21 protein-coding genes and 2 pseudogenes are annotated in these 20,057 nt (G+C 34.3%); 17 read left to right on the forward strand and 6 right to left on the reverse strand.

The window, feature by feature from the left end; translation table 11 throughout:
- Position 1: 1 nt before the first annotated feature.
- A complete protein-coding gene (locus tag ACFVQC_RS10265; RefSeq protein ID WP_377898297.1) occupies positions 2–487 on the reverse strand; it encodes an RNA polymerase sigma factor in 486 nt (161 codons plus the stop codon).
- A gap of 137 nt (positions 488–624) precedes the next feature.
- Here ACFVQC_RS10265 and ACFVQC_RS10270 point away from each other — a divergent pair, with 137 nt between their 5' ends.
- A complete protein-coding gene (locus ACFVQC_RS10270) occupies positions 625–1,527 on the forward strand; it encodes an AraC family transcriptional regulator (protein ID WP_377898298.1) in 903 nt (300 codons plus the stop codon).
- A 210-nt stretch (positions 1,528–1,737) separates the two neighbouring features.
- Here the strand turns inward: ACFVQC_RS10270 and ACFVQC_RS10275 are convergent, their stop codons facing one another.
- Positions 1,738–3,480, reverse strand: coding sequence for an ATP-binding response regulator (locus tag ACFVQC_RS10275; protein WP_377898299.1), 1,743 nt, complete (start codon positions 3,478–3,480; stop codon positions 1,738–1,740).
- A 9-nt stretch (positions 3,481–3,489) separates the two neighbouring features.
- Positions 3,490–4,194, reverse strand: a complete 705-nt coding sequence (locus ACFVQC_RS10280; RefSeq protein ID WP_377898300.1) for a response regulator transcription factor — start codon at positions 4,192–4,194, stop codon at positions 3,490–3,492.
- A gap of 140 nt (positions 4,195–4,334) precedes the next feature.
- Here ACFVQC_RS10280 and ACFVQC_RS10285 point away from each other — a divergent pair, with 140 nt between their 5' ends.
- The 11 genes and pseudogenes from ACFVQC_RS10285 to aceA all read left to right on the forward strand — a co-directional run bounded on the left by ACFVQC_RS10285 (position 4,335) and on the right by aceA (position 15,499).
- On the forward strand, positions 4,335–5,183 hold the full coding sequence (locus ACFVQC_RS10285) for a CPBP family intramembrane glutamic endopeptidase (RefSeq protein ID WP_377894999.1): 849 nt from the start codon (positions 4,335–4,337) through the stop codon (positions 5,181–5,183).
- A gap of 1 nt (position 5,184) precedes the next feature.
- Positions 5,185–5,541 carry a hypothetical protein gene (locus ACFVQC_RS10290; protein ID WP_377898657.1) on the forward strand — a complete coding sequence of 119 codons (357 nt, stop codon included), beginning with the start codon at positions 5,185–5,187 and terminating at the stop codon, positions 5,539–5,541.
- A gap of 31 nt (positions 5,542–5,572) precedes the next feature.
- Positions 5,573–5,872: a hypothetical protein gene (locus ACFVQC_RS10295; RefSeq protein WP_377898301.1), complete on the forward strand. Its 300-nt coding sequence runs from the start codon at positions 5,573–5,575 to the stop codon at positions 5,870–5,872.
- A 224-nt stretch (positions 5,873–6,096) separates the two neighbouring features.
- Positions 6,097–7,359, forward strand: a complete 1,263-nt coding sequence (locus ACFVQC_RS10300) for a M48 family metallopeptidase (protein WP_377898302.1) — start codon at positions 6,097–6,099, stop codon at positions 7,357–7,359.
- 149 nt (positions 7,360–7,508) lie between these two features.
- Positions 7,509–8,288, forward strand: a pseudogene (locus ACFVQC_RS30215) (MCP four helix bundle domain-containing protein); the annotation flags it as partial.
- 156 nt (positions 8,289–8,444) lie between these two features.
- Entirely contained in the window at positions 8,445–9,236 is a 792-nt protein-coding gene (locus ACFVQC_RS30220) for a methyl-accepting chemotaxis protein (protein ID WP_407707571.1), read from the forward strand.
- Positions 9,237–9,455: 219 nt separating this feature from the next.
- A complete protein-coding gene (locus ACFVQC_RS10310; RefSeq protein WP_377898303.1) occupies positions 9,456–10,352 on the forward strand; it encodes a DMT family transporter in 897 nt (298 codons plus the stop codon).
- A 401-nt stretch (positions 10,353–10,753) separates the two neighbouring features.
- On the forward strand, positions 10,754–11,410 hold the full coding sequence (locus ACFVQC_RS10315) for an S-layer homology domain-containing protein (RefSeq protein WP_002158931.1): 657 nt from the start codon (positions 10,754–10,756) through the stop codon (positions 11,408–11,410).
- 348 nt (positions 11,411–11,758) lie between these two features.
- Positions 11,759–12,430: an S-layer homology domain-containing protein gene (locus tag ACFVQC_RS10320; protein ID WP_002149917.1), complete on the forward strand. Its 672-nt coding sequence runs from the start codon at positions 11,759–11,761 to the stop codon at positions 12,428–12,430.
- Between the two features lie 176 nt (positions 12,431–12,606).
- Positions 12,607–14,196, forward strand: a complete 1,590-nt coding sequence (gene aceB / locus ACFVQC_RS10325) for a malate synthase A (RefSeq protein WP_377895010.1) — start codon at positions 12,607–12,609, stop codon at positions 14,194–14,196.
- A gap of 25 nt (positions 14,197–14,221) precedes the next feature.
- Positions 14,222–15,499, forward strand: coding sequence for an isocitrate lyase (aceA, locus tag ACFVQC_RS10330; protein WP_002149914.1), 1,278 nt, complete (start codon positions 14,222–14,224; stop codon positions 15,497–15,499).
- Between the two features lie 39 nt (positions 15,500–15,538).
- Here aceA and ACFVQC_RS10335 read toward each other — a convergent pair whose 3' ends face one another.
- Positions 15,539–16,033: a DUF6584 family protein gene (locus ACFVQC_RS10335; RefSeq protein ID WP_377895012.1), complete on the reverse strand. Its 495-nt coding sequence runs from the start codon at positions 16,031–16,033 to the stop codon at positions 15,539–15,541.
- Between the two features lie 276 nt (positions 16,034–16,309).
- On the opposite strand from ACFVQC_RS10335, the gene cspA reads away from it, so the two are divergent.
- Entirely contained in the window at positions 16,310–16,513 is a 204-nt protein-coding gene (cspA, locus tag ACFVQC_RS10340; protein ID WP_000218989.1) for an RNA chaperone/antiterminator CspA, read from the forward strand.
- 117 nt (positions 16,514–16,630) lie between these two features.
- Here the strand turns inward: cspA and ACFVQC_RS10345 are convergent, their stop codons facing one another.
- Complete coding sequence (locus ACFVQC_RS10345; RefSeq protein WP_002011281.1) at positions 16,631–16,816, reverse strand: hypothetical protein; 186 nt, start codon at positions 16,814–16,816, stop codon at positions 16,631–16,633.
- 304 nt (positions 16,817–17,120) lie between these two features.
- Between ACFVQC_RS10345 and ACFVQC_RS10350 the strand changes: the two are divergent.
- Positions 17,121–17,283: pseudogene (locus ACFVQC_RS10350) on the forward strand (RNA-guided endonuclease TnpB family protein); the annotation flags it as partial.
- A 70-nt stretch (positions 17,284–17,353) separates the two neighbouring features.
- On the forward strand, positions 17,354–17,935 hold the full coding sequence (locus ACFVQC_RS10355) for a competence protein ComK (RefSeq protein WP_098786132.1): 582 nt from the start codon (positions 17,354–17,356) through the stop codon (positions 17,933–17,935).
- 73 nt (positions 17,936–18,008) lie between these two features.
- On the opposite strand, the gene ACFVQC_RS10360 is transcribed toward ACFVQC_RS10355, so the two are convergent.
- Positions 18,009–18,308, reverse strand: a complete 300-nt coding sequence (locus tag ACFVQC_RS10360) for a hypothetical protein (RefSeq protein ID WP_377898304.1) — start codon at positions 18,306–18,308, stop codon at positions 18,009–18,011.
- 356 nt (positions 18,309–18,664) lie between these two features.
- Here ACFVQC_RS10360 and ACFVQC_RS10365 point away from each other — a divergent pair, with 356 nt between their 5' ends.
- Both ACFVQC_RS10365 and lepB read left to right on the forward strand, forming a co-directional pair.
- Positions 18,665–19,258, forward strand: coding sequence for a TVP38/TMEM64 family protein (locus ACFVQC_RS10365; RefSeq protein ID WP_002149909.1), 594 nt, complete (start codon positions 18,665–18,667; stop codon positions 19,256–19,258).
- Between the two features lie 208 nt (positions 19,259–19,466).
- A complete protein-coding gene (gene lepB / locus ACFVQC_RS10370) occupies positions 19,467–20,030 on the forward strand; it encodes a signal peptidase I (protein WP_002149908.1) in 564 nt (187 codons plus the stop codon).
- Positions 20,031–20,057 lie beyond the last annotated feature (27 nt).

A 20,057-nucleotide genomic window follows, 5' to 3' on the forward strand; every position in this document is an offset into this window, starting at 1 on the left:
ATCACTCCTTTATGCTTTTCATTTCTTTTCGTCCGCGATGTAATTCAATTTTCACTTTCGCTAAGGAGAGCTCCGTCATTTCTGCTATTTCCTTATAGGAGAATCCGTAGTAATCTCGTAGTAGTAACACATTTCGTCTTTCGAGCGGAAGTGAGGATATACTTTGTAACCAACTAGTAATCTCATGTTTTACGAAATAAGAGTGCTCTGTACTTGGCACGTTTGGTAAATGGAATTCTTCAATTTGCGTTGTTTTATACTTCTTTTCTTTTCGGTACCAATCAATAAAGGCATTGTAGGCAATTGTAAATAACCACGGCCTAATTTCTTCTCCTTTATAATAGTCAATATGGACGAGCATTCGGTAAAAAGTTTCTTGCATGAGATCTTCAGCGTGGTGGGGATCTCCGGTTAGGGAGAGAAGATAGCGAAATAAATCTTGCATATGCTCTGAGTAAATTTCTTCTAATGATTGTTTGCGTTTCACTACATTTCCCTCCCTTCATACATAACAACGAAATACATATAAAAAAGTTACAATTTTTTATGGAATTATAGTAAAAAACGTCAAGAATTGGATAAGATTCTCTTTTATCATAATACATATAAGGCGGGTGAACAGAGGTGGAAAGCTATGAAACTCAAATTCAAAGGGCAATTGATTATATTGAAGAAGATGTAATGGAAAAGCAAACGCTGCGTAATTTAGCTTGCATTGCATGTTTTTCTGAATCGCATTTTCATCGTGTATTCCAGGCGTTAGTAGGCGATACGGTAATGGAGTATGTTCGAAAGAGGAGGTTAGCCCGGGCAGCTTATCAACTTTCTCATACGGATGAAAAAATTATTGATGTCGCATTTGAGCATGGCTTTCAATCTCACGAGACGTTCACGAGAGCCTTTAAAAAATTATTTCAAATGACACCAAGTGAATATCGAAAACAAGAAATTGAAACACCAATGTATTATAGAGTGAATGTAAAACAAAGAAAATTAAATCCATATTTAGGGGGCATACAAATGGAATATCGTATTGTAAATAAACCAGAATTTTTAATGGCGGGTTATGAGCTGAAGACGACGAGTAAAGAGGGGAAAAATCATCAAGATATCCCGGCCTTTTGGCAAGAATATTTACAAAAAGATCTTGGAACGACGATTCCGAATCGTAAAGATACGAGCCAATGGGTAGAGCTTGGATTATGTACTGATTTTAATTTAGAAACAGGGGACTTCACTTATATTATTGGAATGGAAGTTACAGATTTTGAAAATGTACCAAATGCAATTGCAAAGCGTACATTCCCATCCGCAACGTATGCAGTATTTACAACGCCGAAAGTTCCTCATGAAGAAATGGTATCGTCTATTCACCAAACGTGGAATGCAGTGTTCTCAGAATGGTTCCCGCATTCAGGATATGAACATTGCGGAGTTACAGAGTTTGAACAATACGATGAGCGTTGCCATGCAGATAAGAGTGAGTTCGCTCAAGTTGAGCTTTGGATACCGGTGAAGAAGAAATAATAGAAAGAAAGAAAGACCGTCCAAAAGGTATTTTTGGACGGTCTTCTCTTATTAATAGGCTGCTACTATTTTCGTATTTTGTAGGTAAGTCGATATCCTTTGTCGAAACGTCGATATAATGAGAGTTGTGTACGATATAATTTCAGTTACTAGCACCCTGCTCAGAAAAGAGAAAATATAAGAAAAGGTACTTTTATATAGCACCTTTTCCTATGAACTAAACGGAAATACAAGTATAATCGTCGTTCCTTGTCCAAGCTCACTATCAATGGAAATCGTTCCGTTATGGGCATGAACGAGCTGTTTCGTAATGGCGAGGCCAAGTCCAGTTCCGATGTTGCTTTCTTCTGTATTCGTCCCTCTGTAATATCGCTCGAATAGAAGCTCTTTTGTTTTATCGTCCATTCCTTTTCCGTTATCTGAAATAGATAGTGTAAATGAATTTACATTTTGCGAAAGTTTTACGATTACGTTTGTCGTTTCATTATTATGTTTTACAGCGTTTGCGAGTAGGTTTTCGATAATACGCTGGAACCATTTTTCTTCAATGAAATATTGGATTTTGTTTGAACTTGGTACGAATTCAATATTTTGATTTTGCAGCGTTGGATTATTAATAAATTGCAGTAGTATTTTTTGAACGAATTGGTTAATTTCAACATTTACATGCTGTGCGGGAAGGGCATTATTCCTTAATTGATACGTTAAGCTTAAGTCGTCAATTAATGTAGTCATATATTGTGACTTTTCTTTCATTACAAGGCCAAATTGTTGAATATCTTGATCAGTCCAATTATACTGCTTCGATTCTAATAATAATGCATAGCCGTATATAGAACTAAGCGGTGTTTTTAAATCATGTGTTAGACCAGTAATCCATTCTTCACGTGTTTGCTGCAGTACTTGCCTCATCGCATCATTTTTTTTGAGTGTAATAGAAAGGTGCTCTAGTGAACTAGTAACATCTCTAAATAAGCGAAATGACCATTTTTCTTTACCGGATCGCCTGAATCGAACTGGTTTTCCTTTTTTACTAACAGGTTCTTCATATTTTCCGCCAGCGATATTTTTAAGCCAACGCATTGCGTGTAGTAACGGTTTCCCAAACTTATTTCCGTACCAAATAGATAGAATGACTAAATAAACAAAGACGATAAGAAGGATTAATCCGCATCCGATTAGAAACTTCTTAGTAAATACATCCTCAATTTCGTCATCTGGGTAGTAGCGTTCATTTTTTGCTGTAATGACGAGAAGCTGACCACTATTTGCATCGTAAAAGCTAGACGTGTTTTCTTTATGATTCCACGGTTCTTTTTCGTTAAGAGCAGTCTGTATTGTTGAAAGTGTTTTTTTCTTTCCAGTTGGATAGGAAAAAACCTCTTCGCCATTATGATTAAATATTTGCAGTGTTGCTTTTTCTTTAGAGAGTAACTGTTTTTCTTGTTCCGTTAATGTGAATGAATCTGTAGATACAGAAGGGTGTTCTTTCTGAATGGTTTTTAATAATGCATTACTTTTTAACATACCGCCGTAAATAACAAGTACGTTCTTTTCTTCTACTTCAATTTCCCAATATGTAAATGTATAAGGGCTTTCTATATGATTCTGTATATGTGCGAGTAAAGATGTTTTTGTATAAGAAGTTGGGACATCACTTGGTGTATTAAATTGATAGAGGACTTTTCCGTTTTCTTCTACAATCTGAATCCAATCATTTTTCTCTTTAATTAAATCTTTTACTTCCGTTTTTAACGTAATATCGCCATCCTCTGAAGAGATATATCTTGAAATTGTAAAACTATCAGAATCCGGAATATTAGGTTCGTATGAAATGCTAGTAACAAGAAAAATTAAATAAGTGAAAGCAGCGACTACAGCAATAAGTAATGTAACTAAAACAAAAACGTGTTGCAGTATAAATTGGATGATAAGCCGTTTATTAAGATTCATATCGTCACCCTACTTTGTAACGAACTTATAGCCAAGTCCACGAACCGTTTTGATGTACAATGGATTACTTGGATTTTGTTCAATTTTTTCACGTAGTTTTCGAATGTGAACCATAACAGTATTGTCATCGCCATTATAGGCTGGTGCTCCCCAAACTTTTTCGTATATTTCTTCTTTCGAAAATACGTAGTTCGGATTCTCGCAAAAGAAGAGTAGTAGTTGAAACAGTTGAGCGGAACATTCGACAACGTGTCCATTTACTGTAAGTTCTGCGGAATGTTGATCAATTTCAAATCTTCCAAATGAAATGGAGTGTGCTTTTTGTTCGTGTGGTACGGTTTGTTTCATATGTCTTCGAAGTTGTGCTTTCATACGAGCTACGACTTCTAATGGATTAAATGGCTTCGTAATATAATCATCTGCACCATATGAAAATCCAGATATTTTATCTAAATCAGATGTCTTCGCTGATAGGAAGAAAATCGGACAATCTGTTTGTTGGCGAATAATCGGACAAATATCAAAACCAGATTGTCCAGGAAGCATGACATCTAAAATAATTAAATCGTAATTGTTTTGCTGGGTGAGAGATAAAGCTAATTCAGCTGATGTTGCAGTTGTAATATGAGAAAAACCTTCTTTTTCAAGAATGGTAGTTAGTAGTTGTAAAATTGCTGTTTCATCATCGACGAGTAATATATTTGCTTGATACATAAGAATCCCCCTTAATTTCCTCGAATATCATATCATCTTTTTGTAACATATGGAATTTTTAAGGAAAATTTAAGGTTTTCTTTCACAAAAAATTAAGAATCAAATGATATGATAAAAGTAACATAGGGGAGGAGATGAGTGTGAATCCGTTTCAAATGATGCGAGCTAGATATTTTTTAATTGTATTTGCACTATTAATTTTAGTAGCGAGAAGTAGTGGGCAATTGTTAGAAAGTACATTTTATATACAAAATTCTTCTTTTATAAATATACTTATATTTTATATCCTTCCGATTGCATGGATTTTTTATGAGTATAGAAAGCACCGTGTTTCATTTTCATTATTTGTTAATAAAAATGAAACATTTAACTTGGTGCAAGTTTTGTACATCGCGATTATGCTTTGTATGTTTAGTTACGGCTATCTTATTTTGTACATGTACAGCTTTGCATGGATTACACCAGATTTTATTATGAATGCCTTGCATGAACCGATTATAGATAGTACCGGGGGATATGTATATCAATTTATTATGGTTGTATTTATCGCGCCTATTATTGGGGAATTTGTTTTTCGTGGATTTTTACTTCAGCGCTTTGCTGCGAAATGGGGAACGAGTGTAGCGATGATTGCAGTGGCACTTTTATTTGCGATATTACATGTCGATTTTCTTGGTGCCGCCGTATTTAGTATCGTATTATCAATCGTATATATTCGTACGAAAAGCTTACTCATGCCAATTGCGATACACATGTTAAACAATACATTTGTACTCTGTGCATCTTTCCTAGTAAGTAGAGAAAAGATCATGAGTTTTGCAGATTTCTCAAACTATACGACGTTCTTTCCAGGACTTATTATTTTTATAACAGGATTAAATTTAGTACTCATTTTTTTATTTGTTAACCGCAAATACTGGAGTAAAGAAGTGCCAGTTATATATACAGAGCAGGTAAAGAGTTTTGCAGATGTAGTGGGAGATAAATGAGATTAAGAAAACGTTTGAAAAAATATTGAAAGACATTATAGAGTCTACGTCTCTTACAGATATGTGTGATAAAAGCGTTTGTCATTGGTTACAACCTGTAGTAGATACGATTGTGTTTCCAGAGTATTACTTATTTTCTAGTACTCATTTAAAAGAAAATATTATTTCTCTTCTTATTGTATTAGGGATTTTAATAATATTTGGTCTTATTGTAGAAGCAATGATGAAGCGTATCTTCACAAAAAATGAAGAGAAGTATATGTGGGTTCATAAAGTATTCGAGAAAGTAATGGGGGCTTTCCTTTTGTTTTATGGCATGAAAACAATCATTTACTTTATAGCTATGAAACATCATTAATTCGAAATTTGAAAGGAATGTATAAAATTATATGAATGAAACAATATCATCAAATAAGTTTTTTTATTTGATTCTACTTAGTTTAGTATTGATAACGACAGTCAATGTTATTCTTCGCTGGGAGGAAGCTTATTTCTTTATGTATTTAGCACTCCATTTATTAGGGGTATTATGTATAAGTGGCGGAGTAGTTGCTGAGAAAAAGCATGAAGAAAGTATTAATTATATGTGTGTGATGGGTCTTATTTTACTTTTAACTGTACAAGGTATTATGAAATATAGTTCTTTTTCTTTGCAAGATTTTAGTTTGTTAATAGATGTACTTCCTTAAGGAGAGGCTCTTTATTTTATCTAAAAGGCGGTTTGTAAGTGCATTTCTTATCCCAGATTATGAACCGAATAAAGTGTCTAAAGGTAGGTGAAACTCTTCTTATGTAGAAGAGTTTTTTTATGTAAGTAGAAGGCTCTCGAGCAATTCTCATAATAAGCTTGTTCTAATTTAGCATGTACGAACTTACAATAATAATAGACAGGCAGCATAGAGGAGGGAATAACGTGAAGAAAGTTATTGGGTGGTCGCTTTTTTTGTACGTTGGGTTTGCGTTATTTATATATTGGTATTTATTTGGATGGAATCATGAACTCATTCCGGACATGTATAAAGGAACGAGTGCAGATCCAGAAACCTTTATGAATGCGAAAGAGCTTATGTTAAGCCAAGATTATTCGCGTATGAAAAATTTACTGTACTTTTTAGCGACGCCTCTTGAATGGATTATTTTATTATTTGTACTCGTACTCGGTATTTCAAAAAAGTTTGAGAAATGGTCGAAGGAAACGACTAAAATAAGTGTCTTACAAGTTGCGATTTATTTCTTTTATTTATCATTACTTACAACGGTACTAGCATTACCGATGCAATGGATCGGCCGTAAAGTATCCGTTAATTACGGCATTTCAACGCAAAGTACACAAAGCTGGATTAAAGATCACGTCATCGATTTTTGGGTAAACTATGCGACTATGTTCCTCATTGTTACGGTTTTATTATGGCTCATCCGTAAATTCCCGAAGAGATGGTGGCTAGCAGGATGGGCACTCTCTGTTCCGTTTACGATTTTTTTAACGTTTGTGCAACCTGTTATTATTGATCCACTTTATAACGATTTCTCGACGCTGAAAAATAAAGAGTTAGAAACGAAAATTTTAGCGATGGCAGACAAAGCTGACATTCCTGCTAAACACGTATATGAAGTAAATATGTCGAAAAAAACGAATTCGTTAAATGCATATGTAACAGGAATTGGCCCTAACGCCCGTATTGTAATGTGGGATACAACGCTTAAGCAATTAAAAGATAAAGAGATTTTATTTATAATGGCCCATGAAATGGGACATTATGTTATGAAACATATATATTGGGGCGTTGCTAGTTATGTCTTGTTATCGTTTGTAGGTATGTATTTAATTAGTCGTATTTTAAATATGTGTATTCGAAAATGGGGAGATACGCTGCAAATTTCAAAAGTGGCATGTTTCTCAATTTTACCTTTGTTTTTCTTAATTTCCTCGTTATTATCTTTTGCATCACAGCCAGCAACAAACTATGTTTCACGTATAGAAGAACGCGCGGCAGATCAATATGCTTTAGATATGACGAAAGATGGAAAATCAGGTGTGAAAACATTTCAATATTTATCAAAAACGAGCTTAAGCCAAGTGAATCCGCCTGCGTTAGTGAAGTTTTTCTTATATACACATCCACCAATTTTCGAAAGAATTCATACGTTTGAACAATATGAAAAACAGAAAAAATAAAGAAAGAAGTAGCGATTATGCTACTTCTTTCTTTTATAAAAATATAGGTTTGAGAATGGGAATATTTATCATTGCTTTTTATTGTGATTTTGTAAATAATAAACTATAAAATTCTAAAAATCTATATATAAAGGAATAAAGGTGGAAAAATGTATTTTTTACAAAATTTAAAAGTGAAATATAAATTGTTCTCGCTTATCTCATTAGCAGTTTTGGGAATGATAACTATGAGTTGTGTAGCAGTTAATTCAATTAATCAGATTAAGTATGATACGGAAATTGTCGTAGATGATTATCAAAATTCAGCAATTTTATTAGAAGGGATGCTTCGTACACAAAATTCACTAGAATATAACTTACTAGAATTAATTACAGTGTCACAAAATGAGGGGACAAATAAAGAGGGGATTATTGGTAATGTTGAAAAGGATCTAAAGAAATATGATTCTTTATTAAAAGAATATGATGATGGCGTTAATTTAAGTAAGCAAGAGGATGAACTGTTTCAGAAGATGAAGAAATCTTTGCCAAGTTATATGGATACATATAAAAAGTTGTTTGAAAAAGCGAAGGTGACAAACGAACCCCAGCTGGTAAACGAATTTCATAAGGAATTAAAACCAAAGGGAGTAGAGTTAGCTAGTTATGCGGTAGATCTAGAAGCATATGTTTCAAACTTAGCTGATCAAGTATTTAAAGATTCTCAAAAAATGATAGATCAGTCCGTTATTACTTTTATCATTCTTGCAGTAGTTACTACAATCGTTATATGTATAGTAAGTTATATTATTAGCAAGCTTATAGTTGCTCCTTTACAAACGGTTAGTCGTATGATGGAAAGAGCAAAAGAAGGAGATCTAACTGTATATGGTGATTATAATGCTAAAGATGAATTGGGCTTATTAGTAAGTGATTTTAACGAGATGATTGCAGGGCTAAGAGCAAATATGCAAGAAGTAGATAATAATATTCAGCTTTTATTCCAACATACAGACGGAGTAGTATCTGCATCGGAAGTATCTAGTGGTGCAGCGAAGAAAATCACTATAGATATTGAAGAAGTTGCAAATGGTGCAGAGAGTCAAATGCAAGCAATGGAGCAAACTGCGGGTGCGATGGAAGAGTTGACACAAGGAATGCAGAGTATAGTGAATACATCATCCTCTGTAAATGAATTGTCTGCTCAATCAGCATTAGATGCAGAGAGTGGTAACAAATTAATGAAACAAATGATTCAACAGATGGATACAATCCAAAATTCAGTACATAGCGGTGTCAAACAAGTTGAGACTATGAAGGAACAATCAGAAGAGATTGTTAAAATTATTGATGTTATGCAAGGTATTACCTCTCAGATTAACTTATTAGCATTAAATGCCGCAATTGAGGCTGCACGTGCTGGAGAAAGTGGTAGAGGATTTGCAATTGTGGCAGATGAAGTAAGAAAATTAGCAGAACAATCTAGTGATTCTGCAAAACAAATTGAGAAACTTATTATTCAAGTTATGGGAACAACGAACCATACGGTAGACATGATGGGGAAAGTAGATAATGAGGTACAGGCAGGTACACAAGTAGTGATGAATACAGAAAAAGTATTTGGAAAAATCACTGAAAAAGTGCAGCAAGTATCTAATCAAATTCAAACTGTATCTATGTCTACAGATGAAATTGCAGCGAGTAGTGAGGAGATTTCTGCTTCTGCAGAAGACATGGCTCAAATTTCTCAAAGATCATCTGATCGAACTGATAGGGTAAAAGAGTCTATTCATCAGCAAGAAAAATCAGTTCAAGAAATCTCAGTTTCAATTGAGCATCTGCATAGCGTAGCAGGAGGATTAAAGCAGATTGTTTCACAATTTACTCTTCAAAAATAGTATATTTAAGTTTATATATAGTGAAATTCCTCTGAATAAATAATAGAAAAATCATCCTTTATAAGAAATAAAGGATGATTTTTCTATTATGAAGATTTGGTGTGAATTCTACTTTTTACATTCAATTTTTTTACAGTTTTTCAATTGTGATATATAATGATATGTAATATTTTTAGAATTTTTAGTTTATAAACAGATGATTGTAGGGGGAGGAGAAAATTGTTTCATTCAAAATCAATGCCGGCAATAAAAATGATACTATCGATGTCTATTTTTGGATCGATTGGATTTTTTTCAGTACAAACAGGTTTACCTTCCTTTGAATTAGTGTTTATTCGCTGTATTTGTGCGACTGTATTTTTAGCATTATGTTGGTTCGTAACAGGGCAATATAAAAATGAGAAATGGAACAAAAAAGAGACCATACAAATATTAGCTTGTGGTGTATTTCTCGTTTTTAACTGGGTATTTTTATTTAAAGCGTTTGAAGTCATGTCGATTACAATTGCGATTTCTGTGTATCATCTTGCACCGATCATCGTATTAATGATTGGTAGTATTGTATTTAAAGAGAGATTAACAGCATTTGCGGTGCTGTCCATTGTCATATGTTTCATCGGTACAGTTTTAATAGCTGGAGTAGATGGCAATGTGTCGCTTGAGAAATTAATGTCATCTGGAATGGTGTGGGCGCTTCTTGCAGCTTTATTTTATGCATTTACAACGTTGCTCGGAAAAGGAATTAAGCATACGAGTGCATATGCGATGACATTTTTACAAACGTTTTTAGGTATATTTTTATTGCTACCATTCGTAGACTTCGGGAAGTTTCAAGGATTAACAGAGATGAACTGGATGATGATCACAGCAACAGGACTTATACATACGGGATTTGTATATTACTTATTTTTTGACAGTTTAAGAGATTTATCGACGAGATTAATTTCGGTATTAGTGTTTTTAGATCCTGCGGTTGCAATACTGTTAGATACAGTCTTTACCGGATTTAGACCGACTAGTATGCAAGTAGTGGGGATTATCCTTATATTTGTAGGAATGGCATTTACTTTCTGGAAGCCGAGAGATGAAAGAGTGAAAGTGTACTCAGAAGCATAATATTTACCGGGATTAAAAGTATCTACGTCATTAACGTTAATAGGTGGAATGTTTTTTAGTGCAAATGGACAATATTTGCACTTTTTTTGTCTGAAAAATGAAGTTTTTATAAGCAAAGGATTTAATGAAAATCTTATAGAATATGTTAGTGTACAACATTGTAATTCCTTTGAAACTGAAGAAGGATTTACAGAGTGTACGTCATAATAATTTGTCTATGATTCGGTATACCAATTGAAATGAGGACGAATTTGCTTCCCTTTAGTAGTAATCTTCAAAATAATAGATGTTAAAAATGAATGTATTACATGAGATTTGCAAATACAGCATATGTAATATGGAAAAAGAATGTAGTCTATTATTTTCCATTTTAATGAAATGGAAATGAAGGAGAGAGGGCAATGAAGAAAAGAATGTTGCGTATAATGACGGCGGCGACTATTATGGGTGGTTTATTATTAAATGCAAATGTTCCTAATATAAAAGCAGAAGAGTATCCAGAAATGATTGTATTTGATGATGTTCCAGTAGACTATTGGGCATATGAATATATTATAGACGTTGCATATAATAAAGTTATGCTAGGTTATGGAAATGGGAAATTTGGTGTTGGCGATAATGTAACGCGAGAACAAGTGGCGGCAGTACTGTATCGCGCACTTAATATAAAACATGAAGGACCGTTACATAATCCGTATAAAGATATTTCTGAAAGATCAACAATGTTTCCAAAGGAAATTTTAGCATTAACAGAACATGGTATTTTTAAAGGTGATGAGAAGGGGAATTTCAGACCGAGGGAAACGATAACACGTGCAGAAGTAGCACAAGTCCTTACACGAGCATTTTCATTTGAAGTGAAGAAGAAACATACATTTACAGATGTACCAAATAATTATTGGGCAAAAAATGCAATTAGTGCATTGCAATCTAATAATGTCATAATAGGGACAGGGAATGGAAAATTTGAACCAAATAAATTTGTAACACGTGAGCAATATGCAGCATTTTTATATAAGGCTATTATTAATTTTCATTTGAAAGATGAGAAGTATTAAGCGGAAATTCAAAAGTTGTTTAATAGTAAGGTGAAAATATTTTAATTATAGTAATATGTTATTTTGAAAAAAGCGCAAAAGTTTTGCGCTTTTTTTATGTAATTCATGTATATTTATTCATTTTAATGCAAAACATGAATTTACCAAAAATGAAAAAAATAGGTGTGTTAAAGTGACAATTCATAAGAAAAAGATATTATTTAGTAACTTTATTATCAACGAAGTGTAAAGGAAAGTATGTGAAAAAATGTTCACAAATTAGACAAAACTTATATAAATAAGTATATTGATACTTTTTTATTAATTCTTTATAGTAGAAAAAAAGTATGTTTTTAGGGGGGAAATACGGTGAAGAAAAAGTTTTTAAAAATAGCAACGGCTTTAACAATTATGGGTGGAGTTGTATTAAGTGCAGAAGGTACTAAAGTAAATGCTGAAGTAGTTGTGAAGCAACAACAGGCAAATTCTGTTGTATTTAAAGATGTACCCAAAGGTCATTGGTCTTCTGAAGCTATTCACACTCTAGCAGGCTGGGGAATCATTAATGGTTATGGAGATGGGAAGTTTGGTTTTGGTGATAATGTAACACGTGAGCAAGTAGCGGCTTTAATTTATCGTACGATTGATTTTAGCGACGTGTTTGAGGAAGGCGACGTACTTGAGAATCCATACAAAGATATTAATGAAAACTCAACAATGTTCATAGAAGAAATTTTAGTATTAACAGAAGTAGGTATCTTAAAAGGTGATGGAACTGGGAACTTTAGACCGAAGGATACGCTAACACGTGCGGAAATGGCACAGGTTCTTACGAATGCTTTTCAATTAGAAGCAAAGGGACCTCATACTTTTAATGATGTTCCAGCAGATTCATGGGCAAAAAATGCAATTAGCGCAATACAAACAAATAATATTACAAATGGAATAGGAGAAAATAAATTTGGTCCGTCTATGAGTGTAAAGCGTGAACAATATGCAACATTCTTATATAGAGCAATTTTAAATGATGAGCAACAATAATTTATAAAAAGAGCTGGTGTTATACAACACCAGCTCTTTTTTTGCTTGAAATAAATATATCTTTGGAAAAAATCTGTTAAATTTTCAAAAAAAACTTCCTTTTCTGAATATTTGTTATATAATATAAAACATAAAATCAAATCTGTTATAAAACAGTTTAAGAAGGGGATGCTAATATGTCGACGCAAACTTCACGGGTTACATTGCCTGGAGAAATGTTACCAGCGTACAACGAAATATTGACACCTGAGGCGCTTAGTTTTTTAAAGGAACTACATGAAAATTTCAATGAACGCCGCACGGAACTTTTACAACAGCGTGTGGAGAAACAAAAAAGAATTGATGCAGGGGAGTTTCCTAAGTTTTTAGAAGAAACAAAGCATATACGTGAAGGGGATTGGACAATTGCCCAGCTTCCAAAAGATTTAGAGGATCGCCGCGTGGAGATTACTGGACCGGTGGATAGAAAGATGGTCATTAACGCTTTGAATTCAGGAGCACATCTTTTTATGGCAGACTTTGAAGATTCGAATGCACCAACTTGGAGAAATGCTGTCGAAGGTCAAATTAACTTACGAGATGCGAGTAAGGGAACGATTTCACATAAAAATGAAAACGGAAAAGAATATCGTTTAAATAGTAAAACAGCTGTATTAATTGTGCGTCCGAGAGGGTGGCATTTAGAAGAAAGACATATGCAAGTTGACGGTAAGAACATGTCTGGCAGTTTAGTAGATTTTGGCTTGTACTTTTTCCATAATGCGAAGGTGCTTTTAGCAAAAGGAAGTGGCCCGTACTTTTACTTACCGAAAATGGAAAGTTACTTAGAGGCAAGATTATGGAATGATGTTTTCGTATTTGCTCAAAAGTATATCGGCATTCCGAACGGAACGATTAAAGCTACGGTGTTAATAGAAACGATTCATGCTTCATTTGAAATGGATGAAATTCTGTATGAACTAAGAGATCATTCTGCTGGTTTAAACTGCGGGCGATGGGATTATATATTTAGTTTCTTAAAGAGCTTCCGTAATCATAATACTTTTTTACTTCCGGATAGAGCGCAAGTCACGATGACAGCGCCGTTTATGCGCGCGTATTCTTTGAAAGTTATTCAAACGTGTCATCGCCGTAATGCGCCGGCAATTGGAGGAATGGCAGCGCAAATTCCAATTAAAAATGATCCAGAAGCAAATGAGGCGGCTTTCGAGAAAGTGCGTGCTGATAAGGAGCGCGAAGCTTTAGACGGTCATGACGGGACTTGGGTTGCCCACCCGGGACTTGTACCGGTTGCAATGGAAGTATTTAATCACATAATGAAAACGCCAAATCAAATTTTTAGAAAGCGTGAAGAAATACATGTAACAGAAAAGGATTTATTAGAAGTACCGATGGGAACGATTACAGAAGGTGGTCTTCGCACAAATATTAATGTCGGTATTCAATATATTGCATCTTGGTTAAGCGGGAGAGGAGCAGCTCCAATTTATAACTTAATGGAAGATGCGGCAACAGCGGAAATATCAAGAGCACAAGTATGGCAGTGGATTCGTCATGAGGGTGGAAAGCTAAGTGATGGCCGTAATATCACTTTTAAATTGATGGAAGAATTGAAAGAAGAAGAACTCGCAAAAATAGAAAGAGAGATTGGTAAGGAAGCGTTTAAGAAAGGGAGATTTGAAGAAGCTACAAAACTGTTTACAAACCTTGTTCGTAATAACGAGTTCATGCCGTTTTTAACATTACCTGGTTATGAAATTTTATAAGAAACAAGAAAAGGGGATGGAACATATGAAAAACGAAAGAATTGATAAATTGCAGGAAAGCTGGGAATTAGATACGCGCTGGAAAGGAATCACACGTCCATATACAGCTGAAGATGTAATTCGTCTGCGTGGATCGATTGATATTGAACATACGTTAGCGCGCTGCGGTGCAGAGAAGCTTTGGAAATCACTTCATACAGAAGATTATATTAATGCACTTGGGGCATTAACAGGAAACCAAGCGATGCAACAAGTGAAGGCTGGATTAAAAGCAATTTATTTAAGTGGTTGGCAAGTAGCGGCAGATGCGAACCTTTCCGGACATATGTATCCTGATCAAAGCTTATACCCAGCGAACAGTGTACCGGCTGTTGTAAAACGAATTAACCAAACACTTCAACGTGCTGATCAAATTCAGCATATGGAAGGTAGCGGTGATACAGATTATTTTGTCCCAATTGTAGCGGATGCTGAAGCTGGATTTGGTGGACAATTAAACGTATTTGAACTAATGAAAGGAATGATTGAAGCGGGTGCATCTGGCGTGCATTTTGAAGACCAATTATCTTCAGAGAAAAAATGCGGGCATTTAGGCGGAAAAGTATTATTACCGACGCAAACAGCGGTGCGTAATTTAATTTCGGCACGTCTTGCTGCGGATGTAATGGGTGTACCAACAATTATCGTCGCAAGAACAGATGCAGATGCGGCAGATTTAATTACGAGCGATATCGATCCAGTTGATCAAGAGTTTATTACAGGTGAAAGAACGCCAGAAGGGTTTTATCGTACGAAAGCAGGTCTTGATCAAGCAATTGCACGTGGTTTAGCGTATGCGCCGTATGCAGATCTCGTTTGGTGTGAAACGTCGGAGCCAAATTTAGAAGATGCAAAACGCTTTGCGGACGCAATTCATAAGAAATATCCAGGTAAGCTACTCGCTTACAACTGTTCTCCTTCATTTAACTGGAAACAAAAACTAGATGAAAAAACGATTGCAAGCTTCCAAAAAGAAATTGCATCGTACGGTTATAAATTCCAGTTCGTAACGCTTGCTGGATTCCATTCATTAAATTACGGCATGTTTGAATTAGCGCGTGGTTATAAAGAGCGCGGCATGGCAGCGTACTCTGAATTACAACAAGCAGAGTTCGCAGCAGAAAAAGATGGTTACTCTGCAACGCGCCATCAACGCGAAGTAGGAACAGGATACTTTGATGAAGTAGCACAAGTAATTACGGGCGGTACTTCATCAACGACTGCTCTAAAAGGATCCACAGAAGAAGAACAGTTTACGAAATAATGATAGAAGTAGGTGCCTGTTATAGGCATCTACTTCTATTTAAAATATCCAATCTAATATAGTGAATATACCAACGATAGCAGTAAAAAGAAGGAATGCGAATAATGCTAGACAGCCCCATGTAAATAGTTTGTCTTTCCATGTTTCTTCATAATCATCAATTAGTTCCTCTACCACTTTTTTCTGCAATGGCTGTAAAGGATGTTCGGTGTATAGTCCTGTAATAATGTTATGATCTCCTTTGAATTTTAAAGCACGTACAATATGATAAGAGTCGTTTCCCATCGATTTTTCAAATTGTAGACATGCCGCGTGCATAACATCTGTTTTCTCTTTTTCAAGATACCAATACCGTCCAGCCATTTCTGGGTATTGTAATGTAAAGTAAATATCACCGAGCTTTTTTCTAAGTGCTAATTCATTCGGATAAGTAGCGATTAATCCGTGTAATCTATCTTTTGCTTTTCCAAGATTGTTATTTTCAATATCTTTTTCAATTCTCTTTAATGTTTTTTCAGGGATTATTTCTGTCATATACGCCTCCTTATTAGAATAGGTGTGGTTATATTGTATAAGAAATACTAAAATTTAGAAATTTTATTTTCAAAAAGGATTGTACATTCTATTTTAAGTATGCTATGATAATACCAGTTGAATAATTAAATTAAGCAATCCATATATTATCAAGTGCCGAAAACAAACGGGGAAAAGTATGTGAGAACTAGTTTATGTTTCGAATTTGATAATGTGTGGATTCTTTTTTTATACATGAAGACTAAATAAAATGTATTTTCGTAGGAGGAAATAATTATGACAGTTACAGGACAAGTAAAATGGTTTAACAACGAAAAAGGCTTCGGTTTCATCGAAGTTCCAGGCGAAAACGATGTATTCGTACATTTCTCTGCAATCGAAACTGAAGGTTTCAAATCTTTAGAAGAAGGTCAAAAAGTTAGCTTCGAAATCGAAGAAGGCAACCGTGGACCTCAAGCTAAAAACGTAATCAAACTATAATTTTATAGTTTATTATAGAAAAAAGGATGGCTTATGCCATCCTTTTTTTTGTTGAATATGAAGAACAATGAACTGGATAATCAGTATGTAAAAAGGCTTTCCGTAAAGGAAGGCCTTTTAGTGTTCTTTCACAGCTTTTTTCTTTTCGCGTTTCTTACATTCTGGACATTTAGATTTACGAAAAGGTTTCGCGAAGAACAGTAAAATAAAAAATAAACCGAATATAATACTCGCTGAATTTTTTACGATAACAATGCTACTATTTTTCATTTGAATTGTTGGATGATCTTGCTTTTCTTCCATGAGAGACCTCCGTATATTTGATTTATATTTGATTTATATTTTAATTATAGCAAAATTAATCTCTGTAATTATATGGGAAATGTAATGTGTTAAACATATTATAAATGATATAAATTCTTTTTTCGTATATAGAATCCTCTTTTTATACAGGTTGTTTCATTATTATTTGTATATTATTATTAATAGATTTATATTATATTTGATTTATTATAAGTATTTGTAAAGAATCGTAGAATGTAAAGCATTTCCTTTTCGTAGGTGCTACTATAAAAGGGAAATGAAGAAGGGTAATTAAACAGTAATCGAAAATTTAAAAAAGAGAGGTGAAAAATCTGTTACTAACAAAAGAGCGAATATAGATAAAAATATTCTTAGCGTGCAAAAACTACATGCTCGACTAGCATATGTAAAGTCTATTTGTAAATGATGTGGTGAAAACCAAACAAACATTTATTACAGTGGAAGACAAGATACATAGAAGTAGGAATACTCTAAGGATATACATTTGTCTATATTTTTAGTAGCAGACAGTAGACTATGGAAAGTAAAGTAGAACGTTATGTCGAAAACTATGTTGTAAGCAAAAACACAATGGCCTTACTTCCTGTTGTTCTAGGAGAAAAGAAAGTTGTTACGCGAATTGTTGAAATGGAAGATTCTTTTTTCGTATTTCAAAAGCCTCTTGATATTATAGAGAGAAGTTGCCGGAAACACGGTTCTAGTTTCTTTGGAAGAAAAGAAGGAACGAAGGAATTAACTCGTATTACACATAAAGCTCCTATCGCAATTAGCCCGACAGATCAACTTTATTTTTTCCCTACGTATTCTTATTCTCGAAAAGAGTGTGCGTGGTTGTCTCATTTTCATATTGAAGGTAATAAAGAATTAAAAGATGGAAATCTTATTATTAGATTTATAAATGGTTTCGCTGTGAAACTAGAAATGTCAAAAAGTAGCTTTGAAAATCAACAAAATCGCACAGCGAAATTGCGTACAGAATATGAAGACCGTAAGAAAAAACAAGGGAACCCTTGCTTTAAAGAGATTGATAAAAGAGATGAATCAACATTAAGACCGGCGTATGAGAAAGTGTATTTTGTTAAGGAAGAAGACGTGTAATATAGGAAAAGCTGTCTTAAAAATGTCGCTTTAAACGACCTTTTAGGACAGCTTCTTTTATATCATTTAAATATTAATAAGTTTCTTCTTTACGAGCAGCATCCATCATAATGAAGATAGCTGATAAAATATGCATGATCATTCCTACAAACGGAATCCATGCAAGACAAGACGTTACAATTCCTAGAACATTACCGTTAGCACTCATATTAGCTTTTTTAGCTAATACTAAAGTGACGATATGTAATACTAACATGAAAAGAAGTGGTAACCAAAGTAAAGAAACAACAATAGTTCCTCCAAGTACAGGTATGCCGAGTAAAGCCTCTAGAGCACCGGTAATCCATTTTAATAATTTTACTGTGTCTTTCAAAAGTATTTCCTCCTAAAAACCAATTGATAATATATTGCAATATTAAGTATAACAGATTTTAAATGTGCGTGTTTGATAAAAAATGTGAAAAATACTATTTTTTATATTTTAATAAATTACTTGTAATTTATCAGTTTTCTAAAATATAAAGGGAAATCTATTGTGTAGGTTCGTATTAATATGTAACATCTTGTCAAATATTGAAAGATTATCATAGTTTAATAATGAAGGAATTCTAACGAAAGATATGGAAACTTTAATAAATACATCTCCATATGTCGTATCTACCATTTCCTCTTTCATTCAAGCGATGATACAGTTGAGTTAGTAATTAGAGTAAAGGGGTAAAGTGTAGAATGGATTTTCAAACGATCAAAGAGTATTTTTCACCAGAAAATATGGATCATATTGTTGAAAGTTATAAGGCGTTTGGACCGCTTCTCGGTATTGGTTTACCGATGATAGAGGCGCTCATTCCAGCATTACCACTCATTGTGTTTGTGTTGGCGAATGCTGTTGCATTTGGCTTTTGGTATGGATTTCTTTATTCGTGGCTTGGGTCAGTAATTGGTGCAATGCTTGTATTTTTCATTATTCGCAGCTTTGGACGAAGTCGTTTCTTTTCTTTTGTAAATAAGCATGAGAGAGTGCGAAAAGCGATGGGATGGATTGAAAGAAAAGGGTTCGCGCCAATCTTTGTTATATTTTGTTTTCCGTTTACACCATCTGCGCTTATAAACGTTGTAGCTGGTTTGTCTCGCGTTAGCGTAAAACAGTTTGGACTAGCATTAGCATTCGGAAAACTTGTTATGATTTTTATTTTAACGTATATCGGTCATGATTTAGTGTCATTTATTCATAATCCGGTGAAATCGGTTATTGTGGGTATTGTTATTTTTATTTTATGGTATGTCGGTAAAAAAATTGAAGTAAAGTTAGAACTACATTAGGAAAAGTCTTCTTTGTCCCGCATTAACGGGCAGTAAAACTCCCACCAAAAAATTCGACTGAAGCAAAGAAGTTAGGTGGGAGATCAAACTGCCCGTAAATGCCCGATTGGTTCAACTAATAATCGGTGGGGGATGAACAAAACCCCCACCGATTAAGTTTCACTTTATAAATGCAAGCTTCATTATTAAAGGGCGAGGGGAGAAGCGAATGAAGAAAACTTTGAAAAAAGAAGGGCTAGAGTGGATAAGAACAATTTTAATTGGTGTACTATTAGCTGTATTTTTTCGAACGTTTTTCTTTTCAACGTACGTTGTAGAGGGGAAGTCAATGATGCCGACATTGCAAGATGGTAATATGCTCGTTGTAAATAAGGTGAGTTATCAAGTAGGGGATTTGAACAGGTTCGATGTCGTCGTTTTTCATGCAAATAAAAAAGAAGACTATGTAAAGCGGATTGTTGGATTACCTGGAGACCATATTGAATATAAGCATGATAAGCTGTATATAAATGGTCAATTTATTGATGAGCCTTATTTAGAGAAGTATAAGAAAGAGGTAAATGGAAGGCAACTAACAGGTGATTTTACATTAGAAGAGTTAACAAAAGAAAAGTTTGTACCACCCGGGTTTATTTTTGTAATAGGCGATAACCGCCTCGGGAGCTGGGATAGTAGACACTTTGGCTTTGTGAAGGCTGATACAGTTGTCGGTAAAGTTGATTTACGATATTGGCCAATTCAAGAGGTGCAAACGAATTTTTCAAAAGGTTGATATAATGAAGTAGAAGTATAGAAAAGA

Origin of the sequence: Bacillus sp. NPDC057893 (assembly GCF_042796455.1) — a bacterium.
Classification (GTDB): domain Bacteria; phylum Bacillota; class Bacilli; order Bacillales; family Bacillaceae_G; genus Bacillus_A.

Coding starts and splice junctions, on each gene's coding strand:
- ACFVQC_RS10315 (WP_002158931.1), top strand. CDS start 10,754: ATGAAGAAAAGAATGTTGCGTATAATGACGGCGGCGACTATTATGGGT.
- lepB (WP_002149908.1), top strand. CDS start 19,467: ATGAAGAAAACTTTGAAAAAAGAAGGGCTAGAGTGGATAAGAACAATT.
- cspA (WP_000218989.1), top strand. CDS start 16,310: ATGACAGTTACAGGACAAGTAAAATGGTTTAACAACGAAAAAGGCTTC.
- aceA (WP_002149914.1), top strand. CDS start 14,222: ATGAAAAACGAAAGAATTGATAAATTGCAGGAAAGCTGGGAATTAGAT.
- ACFVQC_RS10345 (WP_002011281.1), bottom strand. CDS start 16,816: ATGGAAGAAAAGCAAGATCATCCAACAATTCAAATGAAAAATAGTAGC.
- ACFVQC_RS10335 (WP_377895012.1), bottom strand. CDS start 16,033: ATGACAGAAATAATCCCTGAAAAAACATTAAAGAGAATTGAAAAAGAT.
- ACFVQC_RS10295 (WP_377898301.1), top strand. CDS start 5,573: ATGAATGAAACAATATCATCAAATAAGTTTTTTTATTTGATTCTACTT.
- ACFVQC_RS10355 (WP_098786132.1), top strand. CDS start 17,354: ATGGAAAGTAAAGTAGAACGTTATGTCGAAAACTATGTTGTAAGCAAA.
- ACFVQC_RS30220 (WP_407707571.1), top strand. CDS start 8,445: ATGCAAGCAATGGAGCAAACTGCGGGTGCGATGGAAGAGTTGACACAA.
- ACFVQC_RS10280 (WP_377898300.1), bottom strand. CDS start 4,194: ATGTATCAAGCAAATATATTACTCGTCGATGATGAAACAGCAATTTTA.
- aceB (WP_377895010.1), top strand. CDS start 12,607: ATGTCGACGCAAACTTCACGGGTTACATTGCCTGGAGAAATGTTACCA.
- ACFVQC_RS10365 (WP_002149909.1), top strand. CDS start 18,665: ATGGATTTTCAAACGATCAAAGAGTATTTTTCACCAGAAAATATGGAT.
- ACFVQC_RS10275 (WP_377898299.1), bottom strand. CDS start 3,480: ATGAATCTTAATAAACGGCTTATCATCCAATTTATACTGCAACACGTT.